Below are 22,521 nucleotides of genomic sequence, written 5' to 3'. Positions count from 1 at the left end.
TTGTGAATAACTTTGTTACATAAAGTGTCTACGTCTGTCTAGTTCTTATCGACAAGAAAACTTCGGAATTTTCCCTACAATCAATCTAAGTTCTTCCAATTTTAACGTTGGTCTGCTTTTGTTCGTAATCGGGCTATTTTCTATAATATCTGAAGGGATTCATCATAGGTAAATCGAAGTTTATATGAAGATGTAACTTAGTCAAATTACTAAACTTAGAGGAGGAGATTGGTTATGAACGATATACAGACATTACGTGGACTTACCACAGTTAGTTTTTGGACGGATGATCTAGCAGCTGCAAAGAAGTGGTACGCCAAGCTATTGGGCATCGAACCTTACTTCGAACGACCGGGATATGTTGAGTTTCGCCTCGGCGATTATCAGCACGAATTAGGGCTTATTGATCGTACCTACGCGCCCAATAGTGCTAAGACGGGCCCTGCCGGTGTCATAGTGTATTGGCACGTTGATGATGTGATAGGAACCTTCAATAAATTGATGTCGATGGGTGCGGAAGAGTACGAGGCACCCACTGAGCGTGGAAAGGGGTTTATCACTGCTTCTGTAGTGGATCCCTTTGGGAATATTCTTGGCATTATGTACAATCAGCATTATTTAGATGTTCTAGATTCAACCAAAAAAGCGTAACACTAACAATCGGCATTCTCTTTTCACGAATGACTAGTTCCACTACAGGTTTCTTTCAATTAATTCTCAGCCTGGTGTCATTGTAAGGTTTTGTTTTTTAGCTAGATTTCGTACGCTGCGTAACTTTTAACTATGAAAAATCGTTATTTATATCGAAAGGTTTTTTACGAAGTTCATAAAGTGAATGGGGGAAAAATATGAAGGTCCTTATATTAGGAGGTACTCGTTTTTTAGGCAGAGCATTGGTTGAAGAAGGATTAAAGAGAGGGCACGAAATCACTTTATTTAATCGTGGGACGAATAATGAGATTTTTCCTGAAGTGGAGCACATAATTGGAGATAGAGACAGAGATGTATCGCTTTTGGGAAACCGTAAATGGGATGTTGTCATGGATACATGCGGATTCGCTCCTCATCAAATGAAAAAAGTAGCAGCTGTACTAGGGGATAGTATGGAACATTATACGTATATCTCCAGCATCTCTGTTTATAAAGATTGGATTCCGCCGCATATTACGGAAGATTATCATTTACAATCCATGCCATCGGATAAACTGAAAGAAGTTGAGGATGGGGCACTATCTCCTTATGAGTATTACGGCGCATTGAAAGTCTTATGTGAAGAAGAGGCAGAGAAACATTGGCCAGGACGAGTTTTGCATGTAAGAGCCGGATTGCTTGTTGGACCGTTCGACTATACAGATCGGCTCCCTTACTGGGTTAAGCGTGTAGCGCAAGGTGGAAAAGTATTGGTGCCGGGACGTCCGGATCGACCTGTTCAATTGATTGACATAAAGGATGTAGCAACATGGGTTTTCAATATGGCTGAAAAAAGAGAAGCAGGGACGTTTAATGTAACAGGACCGAATGAAGAATTGACATTCGAAGAGCTTTTGAACACTTGTAAAGTTATCACAAACAGTGATGCTGAATTTGTGTGGGCAGAAGAACAATTTATACATGAGCATAATGTACAGCCATGGACGGAGATGCCGTTATGGATTCCTGAACATTTCCCTTTAGAAGGTGAAACTGAACCTTGGAAAGGCAGTTCTTTCATCAGTATAGAAAAAGCTGTTAACGCCGGTCTTTCCTTCAGACCACTTGAAGATACTATTTTTGATGTATATCAATGGGAGAAGACGAGACGGGATACAGAACGAAAAGCGGGGATACCACGTGAAAGAGAGCAGAAGCTGCTTGAGACTTGGTTTCAAAACGTGAAAAAGGAGACTTTATGAGTATCCGTTTTCCAACAAGCCAAGGAAAATAATGAAAAGAAAATCGGCTCTTTCGTTTCGTTAAGGAAAGAGCCGATTTTTATCTAAAGAATTATCTCAAACTACTAAATAGAGCCTAGAAACTTGTTTTCGTAGATTTTGCCCTCTGGACCCCAATCGAACCTCTCCGAACCAAAACAAAATAGGAAAGAAAAGCTAGAAGACTGGAACCAAAAATCGTAACTCCCATTGGTACACCCGTATACGAACCAGCGATACCAACTAACGGAGCCGATAAGGAGCCAAGTACAAATGGCAATAATCCGAGTAATGCAGAGGCACTGCCCGCAATATGTCCTTGTGACTCAATAGCCAATGTAAAAGATGTCGTTCCGATGATACTAATCGATAAAACGAAAAAGAAAATCGGAACTGCAACAGCGATTAGTGGTGCTTTTAAAAGAAGGGCAATGAGTAAGAATAAACCCGATACGTTAGAGATTGCTAACCCTATCTTTAAAAATGTCCGCTCAGGAATGGTGTACGTAAAGCGACCAACCGACTGACTTCCAATAATTAATGCTAAGCCATTCACGCCAAATAATAGACTGAACTGTTGAGGTGTGACATGGTAAATATTTTGATAGACAAATGGAATACCAGATACATAGGCGAAAATTCCAGCAGTCGTAAATCCTTGTGTGAATGCATACCCCATGAATTCGCGATCCTTAAATAATGAACCAAAATTGCCCATAAGCTGAGGAAGGTTACTAGGTACACGTTTTTCCACTGGCAACGATTCTTTAAGTTTCAATGAAACTGTGAAAATTAATATTGCGCCAATACAAGCCAAAACGATAAAAACACCATTCCACTTTGTAAAAGAAAGGATGATCCCTCCAGCAACCGGTGCAACGATTGGACCAAGATTACCGACTAATACCATTAACGTAAAAAATTTAGTCAGTTCCTTTCCGCTAAACAAGTCTCTTACGACTGCTCGAGAGACGACAAGACCGCCAGCTGCAGAGAAGCCTTGGATAAAACGCGCCGCAATAAGGAAGTAAATGTTAGGTGCAAATGAACAGGTTAACGAAGCTAATAAGTATAAACATAGAAAAAATAACAAAGGTTTTCGACGGCCCTTTACATCACTCAATGGACCAATAAACAATTGTCCGAGCCCCAGTCCTAATAAACAAGCCGTTAAACTAATTTGAACAAGTGAAGCAGTTGTATCAAAATCTTCTACAATAGTAGGGAAGGATGGTAAATACGTATCGATTGTAAAAGGGCCTAAAAGTCCGAGTGATCCTAAAAGGATAGCCAGTTGTATTCGTTTTTTTCCACTAGGTGTATTTGTATTCAATTTTTTCTCCCTTTCAATTAAATTAGTATTTCAGATGTGTTCGTTCCGATTGTTCCAACCGTTTTTATCAGTACCCCGTTTAACTTGGCTAAAAATCATTTCGATATCCGAAATTACGTAATTTTCATTATAACCTGATTTTATTTGCGGGTAAACATTAAAATGATTTCGGACAGCCTTATTTATTTGCAAAATAAAATGGATGATAAATTGTAGAAAAATAATGGAACATATTTTGAACTTCATCATATACTGCCTACTGTGAGTAATTTTATATGGAGGAGATAAGGAAATGGGAAACATTCAATTAAAAACATCTAAGAACAACGAAAGCAAAAATGGAACAAACGGATATAAGATCATTGAAGTTAATGTATCTGATCCAACAGATAGTTTATTTGCAGTAGTAACGCCGATAAAAAAGCAATAGCAGAAATAATTGATATCTAGAAAGCTTATCATTCGATCAATTATACATAGAAGGATGGTTAAACGAAAACGGTAAAATGACATTTTTAGGTTTATCAAGAATTACCCATCAAATAAGTATCTTCGGAATGCATGTCTATGGAACTTGCTTCGTAAGGCACTTAACTATGTATAATAACGCGTATTCATAAGAGGGTAAAACTAACAATTTGGAGAAGGATTTCTGCCATCGCACTTCTTGTGGAGCAGCTTTTTGACCGCTGATAAATTGTACACCAGCGGTCATCCCCACTATAGATACTTTTACCCAATTCAGATCTTGTTAAATTAACGATTTTGTCTATTGCTCTATCCTGTTTATCAATTTCTGCTTATTATAGATCCGTATAGTTACGTCGTTTGACCAATAAAGATTTCAGTATATATCTTTGGGCAACTAGACAAAGGATTATGTTTTGTGATAGATTATTACAATAATAAGTCATTTTTAAAATTACATATTTTTAAATCGATGAAAAGGACAGTAGTTTTTGCTATATTCGATAGAGAGCCAGGGACGGTGGAAGCCTGGTGATGAAGCATGAATGAAGAACACCTTTGAGTTCTAACCGAAAGGGATAGCTTAAGTAGGCTTAGACGTTACCAGCACGTTATGGACTGGATAAGCAATAGAAGCTTTAAAGTTGGTCATATGATGACAATTTGGGTGGTACCGCGGAAGTTAGCCTTTCGTCCCTTTTTTATGGGATAGAAGGCTTTTTTTATTGTGAAAAATTACCATATGGAGGCTAATTATGATAAAGACTGTAGTAAAAGATTTATACAGAAATCAAGAAAAATTTAACGACCAAACAGTGCAAATTTCCGGTTGGATTCGTACTCTTCGCGATTCTAAAACCATTGGTTTTATGGAGTTAAACGACGGAACATTCTTTAAGAGTGTACAAGTCGTTTTCGAGGATACCCTTGATAACTTCAAAGAAATTACGAAGTTGCCTATTAGCTCTTCCGTTTTAGTAGAAGGTGAATTTGTTCCAACTCCTGAAATGAAACAGCCATTTGAAATTAAAGCGACAAAAATTGTTGTGGAAGGATTATCGGATCCAGCTTATCCGTTACAAAAAAAGAGACATTCCCTTGAATATTTAAGAACAATCGCTCATTTACGTCCGAGAGCTAATACCTTCTCTGCCGTTTTCAGAGTAAGATCTCTTGCATCGTATGCCATTCATAAGTTCTTTCAAGATAAAGGATTTGTATATGTACATACACCGATTATTACCGGAAGCGATACAGAAGGAGCCGGGGAGATGTTCCGTGTAACATCAATGGATTTGCAGCAGCTTCCAAAAAATGAAGATGGCAAAGTGGATGACAGTGCAGATTTCTTCGGCAAAGAATCCAACTTAACCGTCAGCGGCCAATTAAATGCAGAAACCTTTGCTCTTGCTTTCCGTAATGTTTATACATTTGGTCCAACATTTAGAGCAGAAAATTCTAATACGGCACGACATGCCGCAGAATTCTGGATGATCGAGCCGGAAGTTGCTTTTGCTGAATTACCAGATATCATGGACCTCGGAGAAGAAATGGTCAAGTATGTTATTCAATACGTTTTTGAACATGCACCTGAAGAAATGGCGTTCTTTAATAGCTTTATTGATAAAACGCTAATTGAGAGATTGAAAAATGCTTTAGAATCCGATTTTGGAAGGGTTACTTATACTGAAGCTGTTGATATATTAAAGAACTCTGGTAAGAAATTTGACTACCCAGTTGAATGGGGAACGGATTTGCAAACGGAACATGAACGTTATCTTAGCGAGGAAATTTATGAGCGTCCTGTCTTCGTAACCGACTATCCAAAAGAAATTAAGGCATTTTATATGAGAGCGAATGAAGATGGCAAGACAGTAGCAGCAACTGACCTGTTGGTTCCTGGTATTGGCGAGTTAATCGGGGGTAGCCAACGTGAGGAAAGAGAAGAGGTCCTTGCAAATAAAATTAAAGAACTTGGTATGTCTGAAGAAGATTACTGGTGGTATCTCGAACTTAGAAAATACGGTGGTACAAAGCATTCAGGCTATGGAATTGGGTTTGAACGACTTGTCATGTATTTAACAGGTATGAAGAACATCCGCGATGTCATCCCATTCCCACGTACACCAGGAAATGCTGACTTTTAATTAAATATGTGAAAAATAGGATGCTGCGGCATCCTATTTTTTTAAAATGATCATCAAAAATATTTCTTAGAATAAAGTACTTTTATCATTTGAAATTACATGGTATAGTAAATACTACAAGTGTAAAAGTTGGATTAGGATGAAGAGAATTTAGCAAATAGTAAAAGTAATTATAAAGTGATGGAAATATTTAGTTACAACAAGAAAACTCAATTAATAATAGCAGTTAATGGATTTTATTTGGTCATTTTTTGTTTTAAATACTACAAATGTAGTACTTAGAAAAGACAAAAAATTAAACGTGTCTATGATTAGGAAGAACTAATGTGCTAATCCAGGTTTTGTTTCTTCATTAAAATATCATGTGAAAATTTTAAAAAAGGAGGGTGCAAATTGAAGAAAATAAATGAGAAGAAAAAGACGCTTGTTTCCTCCTTCCGAATAAATATCATATTTTTGATTGTCTTTTTGCTGTTCTCACTGCTTATTCTTAAGCTTGGAATTGTGCAAATTGTATATGGCGAGGATTATAAGAGAGAAGTCGATAGAAAAGAAAATGTAACCGTAAAAATTTCTTTGCCTCGTGGTAAAATTTTAGATCGGAATGGGAAGCTAATCGTGGGGAATAAGCCGTCTAATGCGATAACGTACACCAGACCGCAAAACATGAAGGCAGAGGAAATGCTGAAAATTGCAGAAAAGCTTGCATCAATTATTAAAAAGGATTCTAATGAGGATTTAAAGGCAATAACAGAAAGAGATAAAAAAGATTTCTGGATACTAAAGCATCCAAATGAAGCAGAAGCAAAAATAACTGCAGCTGATAGGGCCAAACTTAAAAATGATAAAGACTTCGATAAAAAAATTTATCAGCTAACACTAGAACGGATTTCTAGTAAAGAATTGAAGTCCTTTACTAAACAAGAGTTAGAGGTATTGGCAATTTATCGTGAAATGGTCGGCGGATATCCTTTAACACCGCAAATCATAAAAAAGGATGCATCGGCTAAGGAATTTGCATTCGTGAGCGAAAATCTAGAATCGTTACCCGGAGTGGATACAACGACAGATTGGGATCGTTATAATCAATATAAAGATAAGGAAGGAAACGAAATCTTAGGATCAGTCATTGGTAAAGTTTCCTCTTCTAAAGAAGGCCTGCCGAGAGATTCTGTAGATTATTATTTAGCAAAAGGTTATAGCAGAAATGATCGTGTAGGGAAAAGCTATATTGAATATCAATATGAAGACGTTCTACAAAGTCAAAAAGAAAAAGTGAAAAATATAACTGATAAAAATGGAAATGTATTAGAGTCAGAAGTCGTTCAAGAAGGAAAAAGGGGCGATGATTTAATCCTTTCAATTGATATCGATTTACAGCGTAAAGTCGAAAAGATTATTAAAGAAAAATTAGGTCATGAACGAATGGGTGAACCGTATCTCGATCGGGCGTTTGTTACTGCGATGAATCCGTACACTGGAGAAATTCTCTCCATGGCAGGAAAACAGTATGTGAATAATAAAAAAACCGGTAAAACCGAAGTGAATGATTATGCGTTAGGGAATATTACGACTTCTTATGAGATGGGGTCTGTAGTGAAGGGGGCTACGGTATTAACGGGCTATCAAACAGGTACTATCGTTCCGGGTGCTGTACTAAACGATCGACCAATAAAATTTTTAGGGACGAAAGTGAAAAAGTCTTGGAATACGACTGGATTTGGTCCGATCAATGATTTATATGCATTGAAAAGATCATCGAACGTATACATGTTCCTAACCGCAATGAAATTAGGTGGGCAGCAAACCTATATTCCTAATGGACCATTAAGTATTAATAAAGTAGCTGCCATTGAAGCATTCAGGAAAAACTTTTCTCAATTTGGATTAGGAGTTAAAACAGGAATTGATTTACCCGGTGAACAAATAGGATTTGGTGGCGATCAAATACCTCCTGAATCGGGGAAAGTTTTAGACTATGCGATTGGGCAGTATGATACATATACTCCATTGCAAATTGTCCAATATATATCAACTATTGCGAATGGAGGCTATCGAATTCAGCCGCATATCGCTAAAGAAGTTCGTGAGCCTAACAACGAGTCAACTGAGATGGGACCTGTTATCCAGGAAATTAAACCAAAGGTACTCAATAAAATTGACATGAAGGATGAGTGGATTAAACGCGTTCAACTCGGCTTTAAGCAAGTCGTGAATGATCCGCTTGGCACAGGCTATGGAATAAAAAATAAAGAATATAAAATTGCTGGTAAGACAGGGACGGCACAAGCATTATATAATGGTCCGTTACCACATAGTCCGGGACTGATGCTTTGGAATATTACATTTGGTGGATATGCGCCATACGATCATCCTGAAATCGCTGTTTCAGTTATTCTCCCTTGGTTACGAACAGACCAATCACATGTCAATTTAGAAATAGCGAATGATGTGTTTAAAGCTTATTTTGAATTAAAGGAAAAACGAGAAAAAGAGGAATGGAACCAGCCAACTGTTAATAACAAATAACAGGAAACTGCTACTGACCCAGAATAATTATTGCACAAACTACTACATTTGTAGTATTCAAGTGAAAGGAAAAGAGGGGTTAAACCAATGAAAAGTAGAGCAGAAATTAAAAAAAAGAGAATCAAACCCTATTTCATATTAATATTAGTCCCTATAGTTGGCATTATGTGTATAAGTCTAATTATGATTATGAGTAATACTGATAGTAACCGAGTACAGGAGGCTGCAGATACGTTTATTCAAATTTTGGAGGAGAAAAAGTATGATAAATTAGGTGAAGCCCTGGAAAAAGAATCGTATGATTCAATAGGATATACGTTGGACGAAGTGAAAAATAAATATAATCAAATATTTAATGGAATCAATATCCATGATATCCATGCTTCCAATATTGAATTAAAAAAAATTGATAACGGTGAGCAAGAGTTAACTTATCAATTAAGTTTTACAACACCATTAGGAAGAGTAGAAAAAATCAATTATCATGCTAAGTTGATCAAAACAGATAATCATTATTTGGTAAAATGGAAACCTTCATTAATTTTTCCTCAAATGGAGGGGAAAGATAAGGTAGCCTTTCATGAATGGAAGGCAGAACGTGGCGTAATTAAGGATCGTTCAGGAAATGGGTTAGCTGCGAATGAGCAATTTAAGGAAGCAGGCATTGTACCTAAAGATTTACTTCAGGGGAATGAAAAAGCAAAGAGGCTGAAAAACATTAGTCAACAATTAGATATACCTAAAGACGAGATTCAAAAAAAGTTAAATCAAGGATGGGTAAAAGATGATTTATTTGTACCCCTTAAAATTATCGCATCCAATAAAGCGGAAATCATTCCTGGGGTCTCCTATCAAAATACTAACATGCGATATTATCCTTTAAAGGAAGCGGCGGCACATTTAATTGGTTATATCGGAAAAGTAACAAAGGAAGATATAGATAAAAATTCTGAGTTAAAAGAAGGAGATATGATAGGAAAAGCCGGGTTAGAAAGGGCGTTTGATAAGGAGCTACGAGGCAAAGATGGCGGGGAAATCGTGATCGTTGATGAGAATGACGAAATCAAACAAAAAATTCAACGGATTGAAAAAATAGATGGAAAGGATATTAAACTAACTATTGATTCTTATATCCAAAGGGAAGCATACAATCATTTGAAAGAAAAGCCGGGTTCAACCGTAGTCATGAATCCGAAAGAAGGCGGCCTTTATGCTGTAGTAAGTTCTCCTTCATATGATCCAAATAAAATGGTTCGTGGCATTTCCCAAAAGGAATATGATAAATATGCGAAGGATGAGAACAAACCATTTCTTTCAAGATTTGCTCTCGCTTATGCGCCGGGTTCAACCTTTAAAACGATTACCGCTAGTATTGGGCTGGATGCGAATGTGACATATCCAGATAAGCTTAGAACAATAAATGGTTTAAGTTGGAAAAAGGATGAATCATGGGGAGGGTATTCCGTTACCCGTGTATCCGATGTACAAAATGTTGATATGAGAAAAGCACTTATTTATTCTGATAATATTTATTTTGCTCAAGAGGCGTTAGAAATGGGGGAAAAAACGTTTCGAAATGGGTTGAATAAGTTTATCTTTGGTGAGGAATTAGATTTACCAATCGCAATGAATCCGGCGCAAATCTCAAATCAAAAGAAATTTAATTCAGACATCCTTCTTGCTGATACAGGATATGGACAAGGTGAATTATTGATTTCACCGATTCAGCAAGCAGCCATGTACTCCATTTTTCAAAACGAAGGAAAAATCGTTTATCCGCGATTGCTAGATGATAAAACTGTGTTAAAAACTAAAGCAGCCATAACTCCTTCAACAGCGAATGAAATGAAGAAGTTTTTGGAAGCAGTAGTAAGTGACCCAAATGGAACAGCCCATCTCCTTTATAATCAACAGCATCAATTAGCTGCAAAAACGGGTACAGCAGAATTAAAAATGCAGCAAGGGGAGAAAGGGGAAGAGAATAGCTTTTTACTCGCTTTCGATACAGGGAATGATCAGTTTCTTCTGCTTTCATTCATAGAACATTATTCAAAAGGCAGTTCAGCTACCCAGTTAAATAAATCATTCATTGATGAGTTATATGGTTACTTTTAAAAACTAAGTGACGCTTTAACCATTTGACTTAACCTGCTATAATAAATACTACAGATGTAAAAGTAGGAGGGTCATAATGAAGGAAATTCCACAAATATCAGAAGCCGAATATGAAGTTATGAAGGTAGTTTGGAAATATGAGCCGATTTCTACTCCTGAGATCGTGGAGAAAGTATCTAAAAATATTGAGTGGAAACCGAATACGATTCAAACCATGCTCGTCCGTCTAGTAAGGAAAAAAGCTTTACAAACAAAAAAAGATGGCAGAGTCTTTATTTATACATCGCTTGTTAAAGAGAACGAATATGTCGAGCAAAAAAGTAAATTGTTCCTGAAACAGTTTTTTGGTGGCACGTTAAACTCAATGGTATTAAATTTTATTGAAAATGATCAGCTGTCAAAGGATGATATATCTGAACTAAAGAACATCTTATCTGAGAGGGATATGAAAGAAGGGGATAAATGATGGATGTAATCCGTTTTTTATTAAGTACGATTGTTGTATCCCTTCTTATTTTAACGATTTTGCTAATCAAGAAAGTATACAACAAACATTTATCCCAGCAAACCCATTATAAAATTTGGTATTTTCTTTTTGCCCCTCTTATTACTTTCATGATTCCATGGGATTTTTTAAGATTTGGAGAAATACTTCAATATATGAAAAGCGTACTATTCATAAAGAAAGATCCAACAGGAGAACATGGCAGCTTCAATGGTTCAGATGTTTCACAAACACCCAGTCACGATTTGTTGCATGATTTCTCTGTATCCGTAAACAGGACTACACCAGAATTTTTTCATCATTTCTTTTTAGTAATTTGGGTTATCGGAATGATTTTTTTCATTGGAGTAGCCATTTATGCAAACTATCAAATTAGACAAATAAAAAAGTCAGCTACCACTATAAATGATGAAAAAATAAATGAACTGTTAGAAGTGTGCAAAGAGATTGTAGGTGTAAAAAGAACAGTAATTTTACAAGAAACTTCATTCATTACCTCTCCGATTACACTTGGATTATGGAAGCCGTATATATTTTTACCGAAAAAATCGCAAGAAGAATTCTCATTAAGTAAACTAAAATATGTTTTCTTACACGAGCTAAGCCATCAAAAAAGTAAAGATGTATTTGTCAATTACTTAATGTGGCTGCTTCAAATTATTTATTGGTTTAACCCATTAGTATGGTTTGCTGTCAAGAAAATGCGAATCGACCGGGAACTGGCCTGTGATGCCTCCGTTCTGAATCTATTGGACGAAAGTGGATATACCGAATACGGTTATACGATTATTCATTTTGCGGATAAAAAATATAATCGAGCATATAAACAGTTCTCCACTGGAATGGGTGGGACAAAAGAACAACTTAAACAACGAATTCAGAGCATTGCTACCTACACAAGGGAGTCCCAACTTCTGAAATGGAAAGGCAAAGTCATTTATGCGCTATTAGCGATTTTTGTGTTATTTTTTACTTCGCTGACTTCTGCCATCGCTAGTTCAGATGATGTGTATCATTTTAATGAGAAAAACGCTATTTATGAAGACTTGAGTGCTTATTTTAATGGTTATAATGGTAGCTTTGTTCTATATGATGCTACCAAAAAACAATATCAAATATATAATCGTGAAATGAGTGAACAGAGGGTTTCTCCCGACAGCACGTATAAAATTTATTCTGCCTTATTCGCTTTAGAAACAAATGCAATTTCTACTAAAAGGAATGAACAGATTTGGGATGGAACGGTTTACCCATTTAAAGAATGGAATACAAATCAAAATTTATCAACAGCGATGGAACATTCAGTTAATTGGTATTTCCAACATCTTGATCAAAGGGTTGGAAAGAAGAAGCTACAAAACTATTTTCATAAATTAAAATATGGGAATGAAAACCTGTCAGGAAATCTGGATCAGTATTGGATGGAATCATCGCTAAAAATTTCACCAATTGAACAAGTACAATTATTACAAGCGTTAGAAGAAGATAGACTGGATTTTAAAGATGAAAATATTCGTGCGGTTAATCATGCTATTTTCATAGATGAACAAAAGCATGCTCAGTTATATGGAAAAACTGGAACTGGTACAATTAATGGGAAAGAAGTAAATGGCTGGTTTATTGGCTTCGTAAAGAAAGACAACCATAGTTATTATTTTGCCATCAATATTCAAAATAAAACTGGCAAAGCGAATGGAAAGAACGCTGCAAATATCGCGAGGCAAATATTACATCATAAAAATATTTTCTAATAGCCTTATCACGTAATATGTGTCTGTTTTTCTATTAATCTGAATATTGTTACGGACTAAACTTGTATAAATAACTGTTATATGATATACTATTAATAGTTGATAAAATTTCACATTTAAAACACAACAATTAAATACCATTTACTTTATTGGAGGAGCCTGTCACCAAGGGATACGTATGTCCCTTAGTGACAGGCTTTTTTATATTATTTTGAAGTAATCAATAGATAAAAGGGGAGGAATTTGCTTAATGATTATTGGTTTATCCATTATCTTATTGCTTGTGCTATTGCTGCCATTTACTCATGTGGTGGAAAGAAATTTAGAAGTGTTCTTATTTATTATGGGGGTTCTGTCCGTTTTAGTGAGTCAAGCATTGGATTGGAATCTTGTGAAAGAAGCGTTGGTCCATCCGATTAATATTACATTAGCCGTTCTTGTTGCAGGTTTATTGTTTCGTTGGTTCCAAGGGCCGATTGAAAAGGGAATTTTAGGAATTAGTAAAGCAATGCCATATCGATTGTTTATTGCCTTATTCGTCATTGTCCTTGGATTAATTTCAAGTGTGATTACTGCTATTATTGCTGCAATTATTCTTGTGGCTGTTGTAAGTGTGTTAAAGATTGATAGAAAATCAGAAATTCGCCTAGTAGTATTGGCATGTTTTGCAATTGGTATGGGGGCCGTTCTTACTCCGATCGGAGAACCGCTTTCCACGATTGTTGTAAGTAAACTGGATGAAAGCTTCTTTTATTTATTGAAATCAATTGGCGTATATGTGATCCCAGGTGTTGTTGCTTTTGGCGCACTTGCGGCATTCATGGTTAAATCACGCGAGGAGTCAGCCGCCATTTTGGCACAAAATGAAGTTGCATCAACATCAGATGCTAGCGTAACGAATGATAATCAAGACATTGAAAAAATGATATCATCTCAAAAAGAATCCTATGCAGAAATCATAATTCGTAGCTTAAAAATATATTTGTTTGTCATGGCTTTAACATTGCTAGGCGCAGGTTTTCAACCGTTTATCGAAAAATATCTACTGGACTTGCATCCATTCATTATGTACTGGATTAATATTATTTCAGCGATTTTGGATAATGCTACATTGGCGGCTGCAGAAGTAAGCCCGGCCATGAGTCCATCAACAATTCAGGCATTATTATTAGGTTTGATCATTAGTGGTGGAATGCTTATCCCAGGGAATATTCCGAATATCATTTCGGCTGGAAAGCTTAAAATAACGAGTTTACAATATGCACGTTTTGCTGTACCTGTAGGATTCGTTGCCATGGTTATTTATTTTGTAATTATTCTTATTGTAAGTTAGATGGAATATTTCATTTAAAAATGAAAGTTAGGTGAACGCTGATATTTATCTTCAGCGTTCATTTTTTATGTCATGCTATAAAGATAAACTAAATTTTTTGGGAAAAATAATAAAGTTATTGTAATATATCTAAATATTCATTACAATATTATTAATTAGAAAATAATAGTTTTATAAAGAAAGAGAATCGTACTGCACTAATTCTAAAAAAGGAATGTAAGACTGTTAGTCAATTTACAACAGGGGGGTATACATAATGAAAAATCTAGTAAAAAAATGGAATCAAATAAGTTTGGTTAAACAAATCATCGTCGGTTTAATTATTGGGATTATATTAGCAATCACCCTCCCAAGTGTAGCCAAGCCTTTTGTTATTCTAGGCTCTTTATTTGTAGGGGCTTTAAAAGCAATCGCACCAATATTGGTCTTATTCTTAGTTATGTCTGCCATCGCACAACATAAGAGTGGACAAAAAACGAATATGAAATCGATTATCGTTCTCTATCTTTTAGGAACCTTTTTAGCAGGACTTACTGCAGTTATTGTAAGTTTTATTTTTCCAGTAAGCTTGAAACTAGCTACCGGGAATGCAGAGTTGACAGCCCCGGGCGGTGTTGTGGATGTTTTAAAAACTTTACTTTTGAATATTGTCGATAATCCTGTTAAGGCAATATATAATGCGAACTATATTGGTATATTATCGTGGGCGATCCTTCTTGGGGTAGCTTTAAAAAATGCCCCGGCTGCGACGAAAACAATGATTTCCAATGTATCGGATGCCGTTTCAAAAATTGTTACATGGGTAATAAAATTTGCGCCATTTGGAATTATGGGGTTAGTAATTGAATCAATTACTACAAATGGACTTGAATCATTGCTCGGTTACGGAAAATTACTTGCTGTATTACTAGGTTGCATGATTTTCGTAGCGCTAGTTGTTAATCCTATCATCGTTTATGTTTGTATTCGTCAAAACCCATATCCACTTGTGCTAACATGTATCAAGGAAAGTGGGATTACTGCATTTTTTACACGCAGCTCAGCAGCAAACATTCCGGTTAATATGAAATTATGCGATAAACTAGGTTTAGACAAGGATACGTATTCCGTATCGATTCCGCTAGGTGCGACAATCAATATGGCGGGTGCAGCAGTAACAATATCTGTGTTAACACTTGCTGCGGTTCATACATTAAACATCCAAGTCGACATTCCGACAGCTATTATTCTTAGTGTTCTATCTGCTGTTTGTGCTTGTGGTGCATCAGGTGTAGCTGGTGGTTCATTATTATTAATTCCACTCGCTTGCAGTCTTTTTGGAATCCCTAATGATGTAGCTATGACGGTTGTTGGTGTAGGCTTTATTGTCGGGGTTTTACAAGATTCTTGTGAAACAGCACTTAACTCATCAACAGATGTTCTTTTCACGGCCACAGCTGAAATGAGGAAGAATCGTTTAGAAGGTAATGAAATGCACGTTCAAAAGGTATCATAAAAGACAAACTAAAATAACAGGTTTTCTTTATAGACGCAAAACAATAAAGAATAATGTAAATAGGGTACGAAATCGAAGTGATTTTTCGCACCCTATTTTTATTGCTGTATAAATGTTTTGAAAGAATTAGCATTTAGAATCGCACAATAAATCAGAACTTGCGAATGGATTTCTCTATCTAATAATTGAATTGCTTAAATAGATGTAATTACTATGCTGAAATTGTCATTTCCCTATCAATGTAACGGATTATCAGTTTGGTTGTTAAAACTGAATGTTGATTTCACTTTGTTTGAAAATAAGCGGAGGAATTCCGATTAAGTTGGGAAATACCCATATTTCCTTAAAAATAAGGGAAGCTTTTCCGGTTATTTTATAAAATTCATTGGATTTTGTCTTATTTAAAGAAGTTAACCGGAATACCTCCGTTTATTTCTGCTTCTTAAGCCTGCTCTATACACATTAGCCGGAAATTCTCCGTCTATGATTTCTCACATCTATTCGATCTTTCCCCAAATATCGTAATTCTATTCGAGTTACATTAATAACTTATTCCTTTAGATCACCAGTGGTTTAAACGTCTTAGAAGGCAGGATAAGGATAAAAAGAAAGTAGGAAATTGAGACCTCAATAATGGAAGCGTTCACTATCCTCCATTATTGAGGTCTTTCTACACTTTAAGGATTTCAGGCTTAATAGATATATTTATTTAGTCATTATCCAGATCATTATCTAAAAAGGAAGGTTTCCGTTTTTCTTGAATACCTAACTGATCCTTTATTTCCGATAAATCTTTTAAAATAGTATGCGTATTTATCCACGCAGCAATTGAAGCGAAAACAGCTAAAGCCAAAATTAGGATGATAACGACATTTACAACCAAACGGATCACCTCATATAATCGATTGTTTGATTTTACCACAATCGAAAGAGGACAGTGAATCCTTTATTTCTATTAAATTTAAGGGGTGTGAGGACACAAGATACGTTATTTACAAAAAAACACACGGAAATCACTGATTTTCATTGAAATAAAGGAACCTATGTCCACGTACATAAGGAAATTGCCCATTTTATAGTGAATATCAACGGAACTCGTGTCCACTAAAATCATAGAAATTCCTTCTACATATTTTTACTAACGCTTTGAACATGCTGTACCTTTGGTGTATGATTCACACAATAAATACTTAAGACAATTAGGATCAGACCAATAATCAAATAAATTGTAACTGGCTCGTGTAGAAAAATGGTTCCAACCACAAGTGCGATAAGTGGAACAAGAAAAGTATATGTTGCCACCTTGCTCGCTTCTCCGGACCGTACAAGGGTAAAATAAGTTAGCCACGCTAAAGGAATACCGAATATGGCTCCGTATACTAGTCCTGATAAATAAGGTACTGACCATTGGATCGCTGCAAAGCTTTCTTGTTCTATACCTACGCCTGTCATGACCAGACCACCTATAACACACTGAATCGTTACTAGCCAAAGAGCATCCACTTTCGTCCCCGCTTTTTTCAAAAATACCGTACCAATTGCCCAGCTGATTGCCGTAATAAGAGCTAAAACAACACCAACAATTGATAATTGGGCACTAAAGCTCTTAAAGCTTATGACTACTACACCAAGAAAACCTAAAACAAGGCCGCTGATTTTTAATCCAGACATTTTTTCACCTAGCCATACCCATGCAAGGAAACCGACTAAAACAGGTTGGAAATAAACTATAACGGAAAATAATCCAGATGGTAAATACTGCAATCCTACCGTCTGTAATCCGAAAAATAATATGACATTAAAAATCGTTGAAATTAAATAAATATGCCAATTTTCTTTGAAATGAATTTGTTTATATCTAGGAAAGGTAATAAGAAGAAGCAGCAAGCCACCTAATAAAGTACGCATTCCTGAAAACAGAATAGGTGGGGTGTAATTTAGCGCAATTTTATAAATTGGCCAGCATAACCCCCAAACTAAAACCAGAAATGTGATTAAAAGAACGGATCTCGTCTTTGAAAGTTCACCCATGATGAATTCCTCCTGCATTTTTACATACATAGAAATTATACGCCGTTAGCGGTGGGCTGACTACTATCATGCTTGAAAACTCATTTGTTTTGAAAATTAAGTAATTTTTTAATAAAATAACTTAAGAGAATAAACGGTATTCAACAAAACAGGAAGGGGATATTATTTTGATAAAAACAACGAAAGATCATCTTGATAGATTGATTGATTATGAGTATCCGCCAAAACGAATAATTTCACTTTGTCCAGGTATTACAGATACGTTGTATTCATTACGGCTCGAAACGGAAATTGTCGGAAGGACAAAATATTGCTTATATCCTAAGGAACAGGTAATGAATGCTGCAATTATAGGTGGAACGAAAAAAGTTAAACTAGATGTTATTCATGAGTTGAAACCAGATCTCATTTTTGCCGAAAAGGAAGAAAATACGAAGGAAATGGTTGAAGAATTGGAAAAGCATTTTCCTGTTTTTGTCGCGGAAGTGCAATCAGTAAATGAGGCTTATCGGATGATTCATGATGTGGGGGCAGTTACCGATCGTGCAGAAATAGCCGACCGATTGGAAAATACAATAAGATCTCAATTTCAATCCCTTCCAAATGCCAAAGGAAAACGAGCGGCTTATGTTATTTGGAGAAAACCGTATATGGTTGTCGGAAAAAATACATACATTAATTCGCTATTAGAAAGAATGGGCTTTATTAACCCGTTTACCGCTTATAACGGAAGATATCCAAGTGTGAGTATCGAAGATTTCCAACATGCAAAGTTAGATTATGTATTACTAGCTTCTGAACCTTTTCCATTCCAGGAAAAGCATCAAATGGAGTTTGCAGAATTTCTTCCAAACATTCCATCCATTTTAGTTGACGGTGAAATGTTTTGGTATGGTCCGAGAATGCTTGAGGCCACAAGGTATTTTAAGAATATTTTTGGAACTATCAATTAATTAGGTGGGATATTTGTGGTAACGAACCTTTATTTTGTTAGACATGCGCACTCAGTTTTTACACTTGACGAGTTAGGAAGACCACTGTCAGAACGGGGCTTTTGCGATGCATCTCATGTAACTCAATTGCTTAAAACCGCAGACATCCATCATGTCATTTCAAGTCCGTATAAACGTGCAATTCAAACAGTTGAAGGGATTGCAAACTGTATTGATAACGAGATAGAAATAGTGGATGCTTTTAAGGAACGTTTTTTGTCCGAAAAACCTGTCAATGATTTTGACGATGCAATACAGAAGGTGTGGAAAGATATTGATTTTCACTGGGAGGGAGGAGAATCGAATCGTATCGCCCAAAATAGGGGTGTGAAGGCAACATTAAATGTTTTAGAAAAATATAAGGGGAAAAATATTGTCATTGGCACACATGGAAATTTAATGGTATTAATCCTTAATTATTTTGATTCGTCATATGGTTTCAATTTTTGGAAGGAACTTTCGATGCCAGATATTTATCGGCTCTCTTTTTTTGGAAAGGAACTTAAAGGTATTAAACAAATATGGAAATGAAGCGTATCCGAAGTGAAACTCGAGTACGCTTCGTTTTACGATTTTTATTAATTATTTTCATTAATTATCCCGTAATAGACTAAATCCTGATACTTCCCGTCTTTTATGACATGTTCCCGCAAAATACCTTCTTTTTTCATCCCAATCTTATCCATCACTTTTCCTGAGGCAGGGTTTGATGAGAAATATCGTGCAAACACTTTATGCAATTTCTTTTCTTCAAAAGCAAATTGTAAAATCGATTGCGCTGACTCTGTCGCATACCCATTTCCCCAATATTGTTCGCCAATCCAGTAGGCTAATTCACCTTGGTTAAAAAGTTTATTATTTGATAACGCAATGGCTCCAAATAATTTACCAGTTTCCTTGTCTGTTACCGCAAATTCATAATTTTTATCCGTCATGAAATTTTCATTATGTCGTTCTATCCACGATAATGCATCATTTAAACGATAGGGATAAGGTAAGTATAAAGTATTTTTATAAATATTATAGTTATTGCAAAGTGTCGCAACTATTGCCGCATCGGATGGATGAAATAATCTAAGAACGAGTCGATCTGTCGTAATCATTAATTTCTCACGAACATATCCCATTTGTGCGCCCCCTTTATTTATATTAAATAGGTATTCTACAAATATTACGAAAAACCTTGTTACTCTATCATTTTGCTTATACCGTATCAAAGAAGGGTATTTAGGAAATAAACTACATAAATAAACGATTTTTCAAATTTCCCCATTTGCGGCACCTACTGCTCAACTGGATTATTTTATTTGTTATAAAGTGAATAATAAATGTTACCTAAAGAGTAAATTAATTTAATTAATGTTAGTGCCTATTTTTTAACCTTGCTATTTAAGCCTGCTGCATTAAAAGTACCATTAACAGTTATATTTGCTAGGAATTGTGCTATTTCTTGAGGAGATTCTCTCCTTCCTGTTTCTAACCATTTTTGAATTACTCCTATATGTGCAGATGCAACATATGCAGCTAAATAGTGTTTGGAAACAAGCAGTTCCTCTTCTTTTATAAGGGGACTTTGTTCTCCAAACATGATTTTCAACATAAAGTCTCTCAATCTTGTTTGGAATGTTAAATTTCCTTTAGGACCTAATATAGCATTCAGAAAATCGCTCCTTTCATTTAGATATTCAAAAACTGCAGTCTCTAGGATTATCGGTAAATCTACTTCAACCGTATCGCTATCATTTTTAATATTTTGTTTTGTGATTTGAGCAATATTGTGCATAAACTCATCTTCCAATTTCGTTATTAAATCAAATTTATTTTCGTAGTGTGCATAAAATGTGCCACGATTTATTCTTGCTCTTGTTGTTATATCTTTAACTGTAATTGCTTCAAACCCTTTTTCCTCTATTAATTCCACTAGTGCTTCTCGAATGGATTCTTTTGTTCGGATAATTCGTAAATCCGTATAGTTATCTTTCACCATCCTATATCTCCTTAATTTTTACCCAACACATTTTGAAAAACTGTCCTGTAACCAACACATCGATTATTTTTGATTATAGAAAAGAAAAACATACGACTATATAATTCCGTTATAACCAACATGTTGTTTATTAATTATAACAAAACTTAGTAAATGAATTTAATCTAAAGAAATGGGGAATAAAAAATGAAAAATGAAATTTTCCAAGGAACGATTGATCACACTGGAATCGTAGTACCAAATCTTAGTGAAGCAGTTACATTTTTTACTGAAGTTTTAAATTTCGAAGTATTATTTAAAACTCCACCTATGAAGTTTGAGGACGATCGTTTAAAACAAAGCTTCGGTGTTCATGAAAAAGCATTTGTAGAAGGCGCAGCATTTCTCCAATATGGTGGAAAGAAAATAGAGCTTGTTCAATGGACTGACCCTGAACAAAACGCTGGAGCAAAACCAGCAGATATTGGTACAGCTCATTTAGCAATTTCAGTAACGGACCTAAAAAAAGCCTATACTTATTTTGAAAATATTCCCGGTGTAACAGTTAGAGTATTTAGTCCAATCGGCTTCTTCTATATTACGAGTCCATGGGGACTTGAAATCCAAATTGTAGGTAAAGACCTATCTAAATAGTATTTGTTGAGAATATTGGCAGCTATTTTATTTCGTAAATAAAGTCCAATGTACCTTATCACTGAAAAATTGCTTTATCATTGTATTTATATTAATAACGTTCCCCCAAAAAAAGCTTGATAACACATGAAAAAATCAAATTGTTGTCATATCAATGTTTAAATTGTTTTCTGTTGTTCCAATCATATACAGGCTAGTATATGAACATAGCTACGATAAGACTTTTCAAGATATTACAGGACGTTACAGTTGTGCTATTTGAATAAAAACATGTATATAGCCAATTTATTAACGCTGTAAATCTTCATTTTTAATCAGTATCAATGAAAAATGGTCTTCAACAACGGGGCGCTTTAACGAAGAAAAAGCCTAAATTCTCACTTGGATGCTGAGAATTTAGGCTTTTTAATATTGTAATTTACTTAACGTTGATTATCCGAATGTTCCTAAGGACCCCTCGGTGTGCCTTTACTTTTCAATTTCATAGTGAAGTTCAACAAATTGATTGAAGTTCCGCATTTTTTTTAATGTGAGGTTTAATTGATAATCTCCTTCTCTAAATAACGGAATCCCCTTACCGAGTATAGTTGGGGCAATTTTTATTATGAGTTCATCAACTAACTTTTCCCGTAAAAAGGAATGTAATAATTCTCCTCCTCCAACAATCCAAATGTTTTTACCTTCTTGATTTTTAAGTTTTTTGGTGAAATTTACTGCATCTTCATTAATAAATTTTACATCTTCTTTATCATCATTAGGAGACCTTGTAAACACATAGCATTCTTTGTTTTTATATGGAAGTTCTTTTATACCTTGTTTCATTACCCAATCGTAAGTCTTTTTACCGAATAAAATAGTATCTATTGTTTCATAAAATTCAGAATAACCGTTATCTCCATCACCTTCAACTTTAAATAGCCAATCAAGAGATTCCTCTTTTGTGGCTATATATCCATCTAAACTTGTTGAAATAAATAATACTACTTTTCGTTTTTTACTCATAAAATCCTCCTCTAATTAATAAAGAATTTTTGGCGGATGTAAACGATTTTAAAGATACTCATTAATATGTTTTGTATTTTTTAAATGTCTTTTAACAGTTCACTCAATTCTTTGCTCAATTTAGACCCCGAATGTTTGTTCTTGTATTCATTATATCAGGATTTGGATAGCTATCAAATATCAACATTTATCTTTAATACAGACATTATTAAAAAAACTCTTGTCAAAAACTAATGCCATTAGTTAAAATAAAACTAACGGTATTAGTTTTAAAAAAAGGGGATGGCAAC

Annotated in this window: 19 protein-coding genes and 1 other annotated feature; of the genes, 13 read left to right on the top strand and 6 right to left on the bottom strand. The window is 35.3% G+C overall.

Features of this window, described 5'->3' with window-relative positions:
* Positions 1 to 234: 234 nt before the first annotated feature.
* Entirely contained in the window at positions 235 to 651 is a 417-nt protein-coding gene (locus tag I5776_RS11230; protein ID WP_202776504.1) for a VOC family protein, read from the top strand.
* A gap of 197 nt (positions 652 to 848) precedes the next feature.
* Positions 849 to 1,892 (top strand): SDR family oxidoreductase, encoded by a 1,044-nt coding sequence (locus tag I5776_RS11225; protein WP_202776503.1) that lies wholly within the window; start codon positions 849 to 851, stop codon positions 1,890 to 1,892.
* Positions 1,893 to 2,007: 115 nt separating this feature from the next.
* Here I5776_RS11225 and I5776_RS11220 read toward each other — a convergent pair whose 3' ends face one another.
* Complete coding sequence (locus I5776_RS11220; protein ID WP_202776502.1) at positions 2,008 to 3,243, bottom strand: multidrug effflux MFS transporter; 1,236 nt, start codon at positions 3,241 to 3,243, stop codon at positions 2,008 to 2,010.
* 292 nt (positions 3,244 to 3,535) lie between these two features.
* Here I5776_RS11220 and I5776_RS11215 point away from each other — a divergent pair, with 292 nt between their 5' ends.
* From I5776_RS11215 to sstT, 8 genes are all read left to right on the top strand, one after another.
* Positions 3,536 to 3,673 (top strand): hypothetical protein, encoded by a 138-nt coding sequence (locus I5776_RS11215; RefSeq protein ID WP_202776501.1) that lies wholly within the window; start codon positions 3,536 to 3,538, stop codon positions 3,671 to 3,673.
* Positions 3,674 to 4,174: 501 nt separating this feature from the next.
* Positions 4,175 to 4,412, top strand: a binding site (T-box leader).
* A 54-nt stretch (positions 4,413 to 4,466) separates the two neighbouring features.
* Entirely contained in the window at positions 4,467 to 5,858 is a 1,392-nt protein-coding gene (gene asnS / locus I5776_RS11210) for an asparagine--tRNA ligase (protein ID WP_202776500.1), read from the top strand.
* A gap of 393 nt (positions 5,859 to 6,251) precedes the next feature.
* A complete protein-coding gene (locus tag I5776_RS11205) occupies positions 6,252 to 8,387 on the top strand; it encodes a peptidoglycan D,D-transpeptidase FtsI family protein (RefSeq protein ID WP_202776499.1) in 2,136 nt (711 codons plus the stop codon).
* An 87-nt stretch (positions 8,388 to 8,474) separates the two neighbouring features.
* Positions 8,475 to 10,502 (top strand): penicillin-binding protein PBP4(5), encoded by a 2,028-nt coding sequence (pbp4, locus tag I5776_RS11200; RefSeq protein WP_202776498.1) that lies wholly within the window; start codon positions 8,475 to 8,477, stop codon positions 10,500 to 10,502.
* Between the two features lie 76 nt (positions 10,503 to 10,578).
* Complete coding sequence (locus tag I5776_RS11195; protein WP_202776497.1) at positions 10,579 to 10,968, top strand: BlaI/MecI/CopY family transcriptional regulator; 390 nt, start codon at positions 10,579 to 10,581, stop codon at positions 10,966 to 10,968.
* Entirely contained in the window at positions 10,968 to 12,758 is a 1,791-nt protein-coding gene (locus I5776_RS11190; RefSeq protein ID WP_202776496.1) for a BlaR1 family beta-lactam sensor/signal transducer, read from the top strand. The genes I5776_RS11195 and I5776_RS11190 overlap by 1 nt, the downstream gene beginning before the upstream one ends.
* Positions 12,759 to 13,008: 250 nt before the next feature.
* The gene (locus I5776_RS11185) at positions 13,009 to 14,091 is read left to right on the top strand and encodes a DUF1646 family protein (protein ID WP_202776495.1); all 1,083 of its coding nucleotides are present in this window, start codon (positions 13,009 to 13,011) and stop codon (positions 14,089 to 14,091) included.
* A 256-nt stretch (positions 14,092 to 14,347) separates the two neighbouring features.
* A complete protein-coding gene (sstT, locus tag I5776_RS11180) occupies positions 14,348 to 15,586 on the top strand; it encodes a serine/threonine transporter SstT (RefSeq protein WP_202776494.1) in 1,239 nt (412 codons plus the stop codon).
* A 709-nt stretch (positions 15,587 to 16,295) separates the two neighbouring features.
* On the opposite strand, the gene I5776_RS11175 is transcribed toward sstT, so the two are convergent.
* Positions 16,296 to 16,508, bottom strand: a complete 213-nt coding sequence (locus I5776_RS11175; protein ID WP_202776493.1) for a hypothetical protein — start codon at positions 16,506 to 16,508, stop codon at positions 16,296 to 16,298.
* A gap of 203 nt (positions 16,509 to 16,711) precedes the next feature.
* A complete protein-coding gene (locus I5776_RS11170; protein WP_202776492.1) occupies positions 16,712 to 17,617 on the bottom strand; it encodes a DMT family transporter in 906 nt (301 codons plus the stop codon).
* A gap of 167 nt (positions 17,618 to 17,784) precedes the next feature.
* Between I5776_RS11170 and I5776_RS11165 the strand changes: the two genes are divergently transcribed.
* A complete protein-coding gene (locus tag I5776_RS11165) occupies positions 17,785 to 18,570 on the top strand; it encodes an ABC transporter substrate-binding protein (protein WP_246483773.1) in 786 nt (261 codons plus the stop codon).
* Positions 18,571 to 18,585: 15 nt separating this feature from the next.
* Positions 18,586 to 19,140: a histidine phosphatase family protein gene (locus I5776_RS11160; protein WP_202776491.1), complete on the top strand. Its 555-nt coding sequence runs from the start codon at positions 18,586 to 18,588 to the stop codon at positions 19,138 to 19,140.
* Between the two features lie 47 nt (positions 19,141 to 19,187).
* On the opposite strand, the gene I5776_RS11155 is transcribed toward I5776_RS11160, so the two are convergent.
* Positions 19,188 to 19,736, bottom strand: a complete 549-nt coding sequence (locus tag I5776_RS11155; RefSeq protein ID WP_202776490.1) for a GNAT family N-acetyltransferase — start codon at positions 19,734 to 19,736, stop codon at positions 19,188 to 19,190.
* 242 nt (positions 19,737 to 19,978) lie between these two features.
* A complete protein-coding gene (locus tag I5776_RS11150) occupies positions 19,979 to 20,593 on the bottom strand; it encodes a TetR/AcrR family transcriptional regulator (protein WP_202780775.1) in 615 nt (204 codons plus the stop codon).
* A 189-nt stretch (positions 20,594 to 20,782) separates the two neighbouring features.
* Between I5776_RS11150 and I5776_RS11145 the strand changes: the two genes are divergently transcribed.
* On the top strand, positions 20,783 to 21,229 hold the full coding sequence (locus I5776_RS11145) for a VOC family protein (protein ID WP_202776489.1): 447 nt from the start codon (positions 20,783 to 20,785) through the stop codon (positions 21,227 to 21,229).
* A 468-nt stretch (positions 21,230 to 21,697) separates the two neighbouring features.
* Here the strand turns inward: I5776_RS11145 and I5776_RS11140 are convergent, their stop codons facing one another.
* Positions 21,698 to 22,231 carry a dihydrofolate reductase family protein gene (locus I5776_RS11140; protein WP_202776488.1) on the bottom strand — a complete coding sequence of 178 codons (534 nt, stop codon included), beginning with the start codon at positions 22,229 to 22,231 and terminating at the stop codon, positions 21,698 to 21,700.
* Between the last annotated feature and the right edge of the window lie 290 nt (positions 22,232 to 22,521).

Source organism: Heyndrickxia vini, assembly GCF_016772275.1.
Taxonomy (GTDB): domain Bacteria; phylum Bacillota; class Bacilli; order Bacillales; family Bacillaceae_C; genus Heyndrickxia; species Heyndrickxia vini.
The sequence above is the reverse complement of the archived record's forward strand: the minus strand, read 5'-3'. Positions and strand labels throughout refer to the sequence as shown.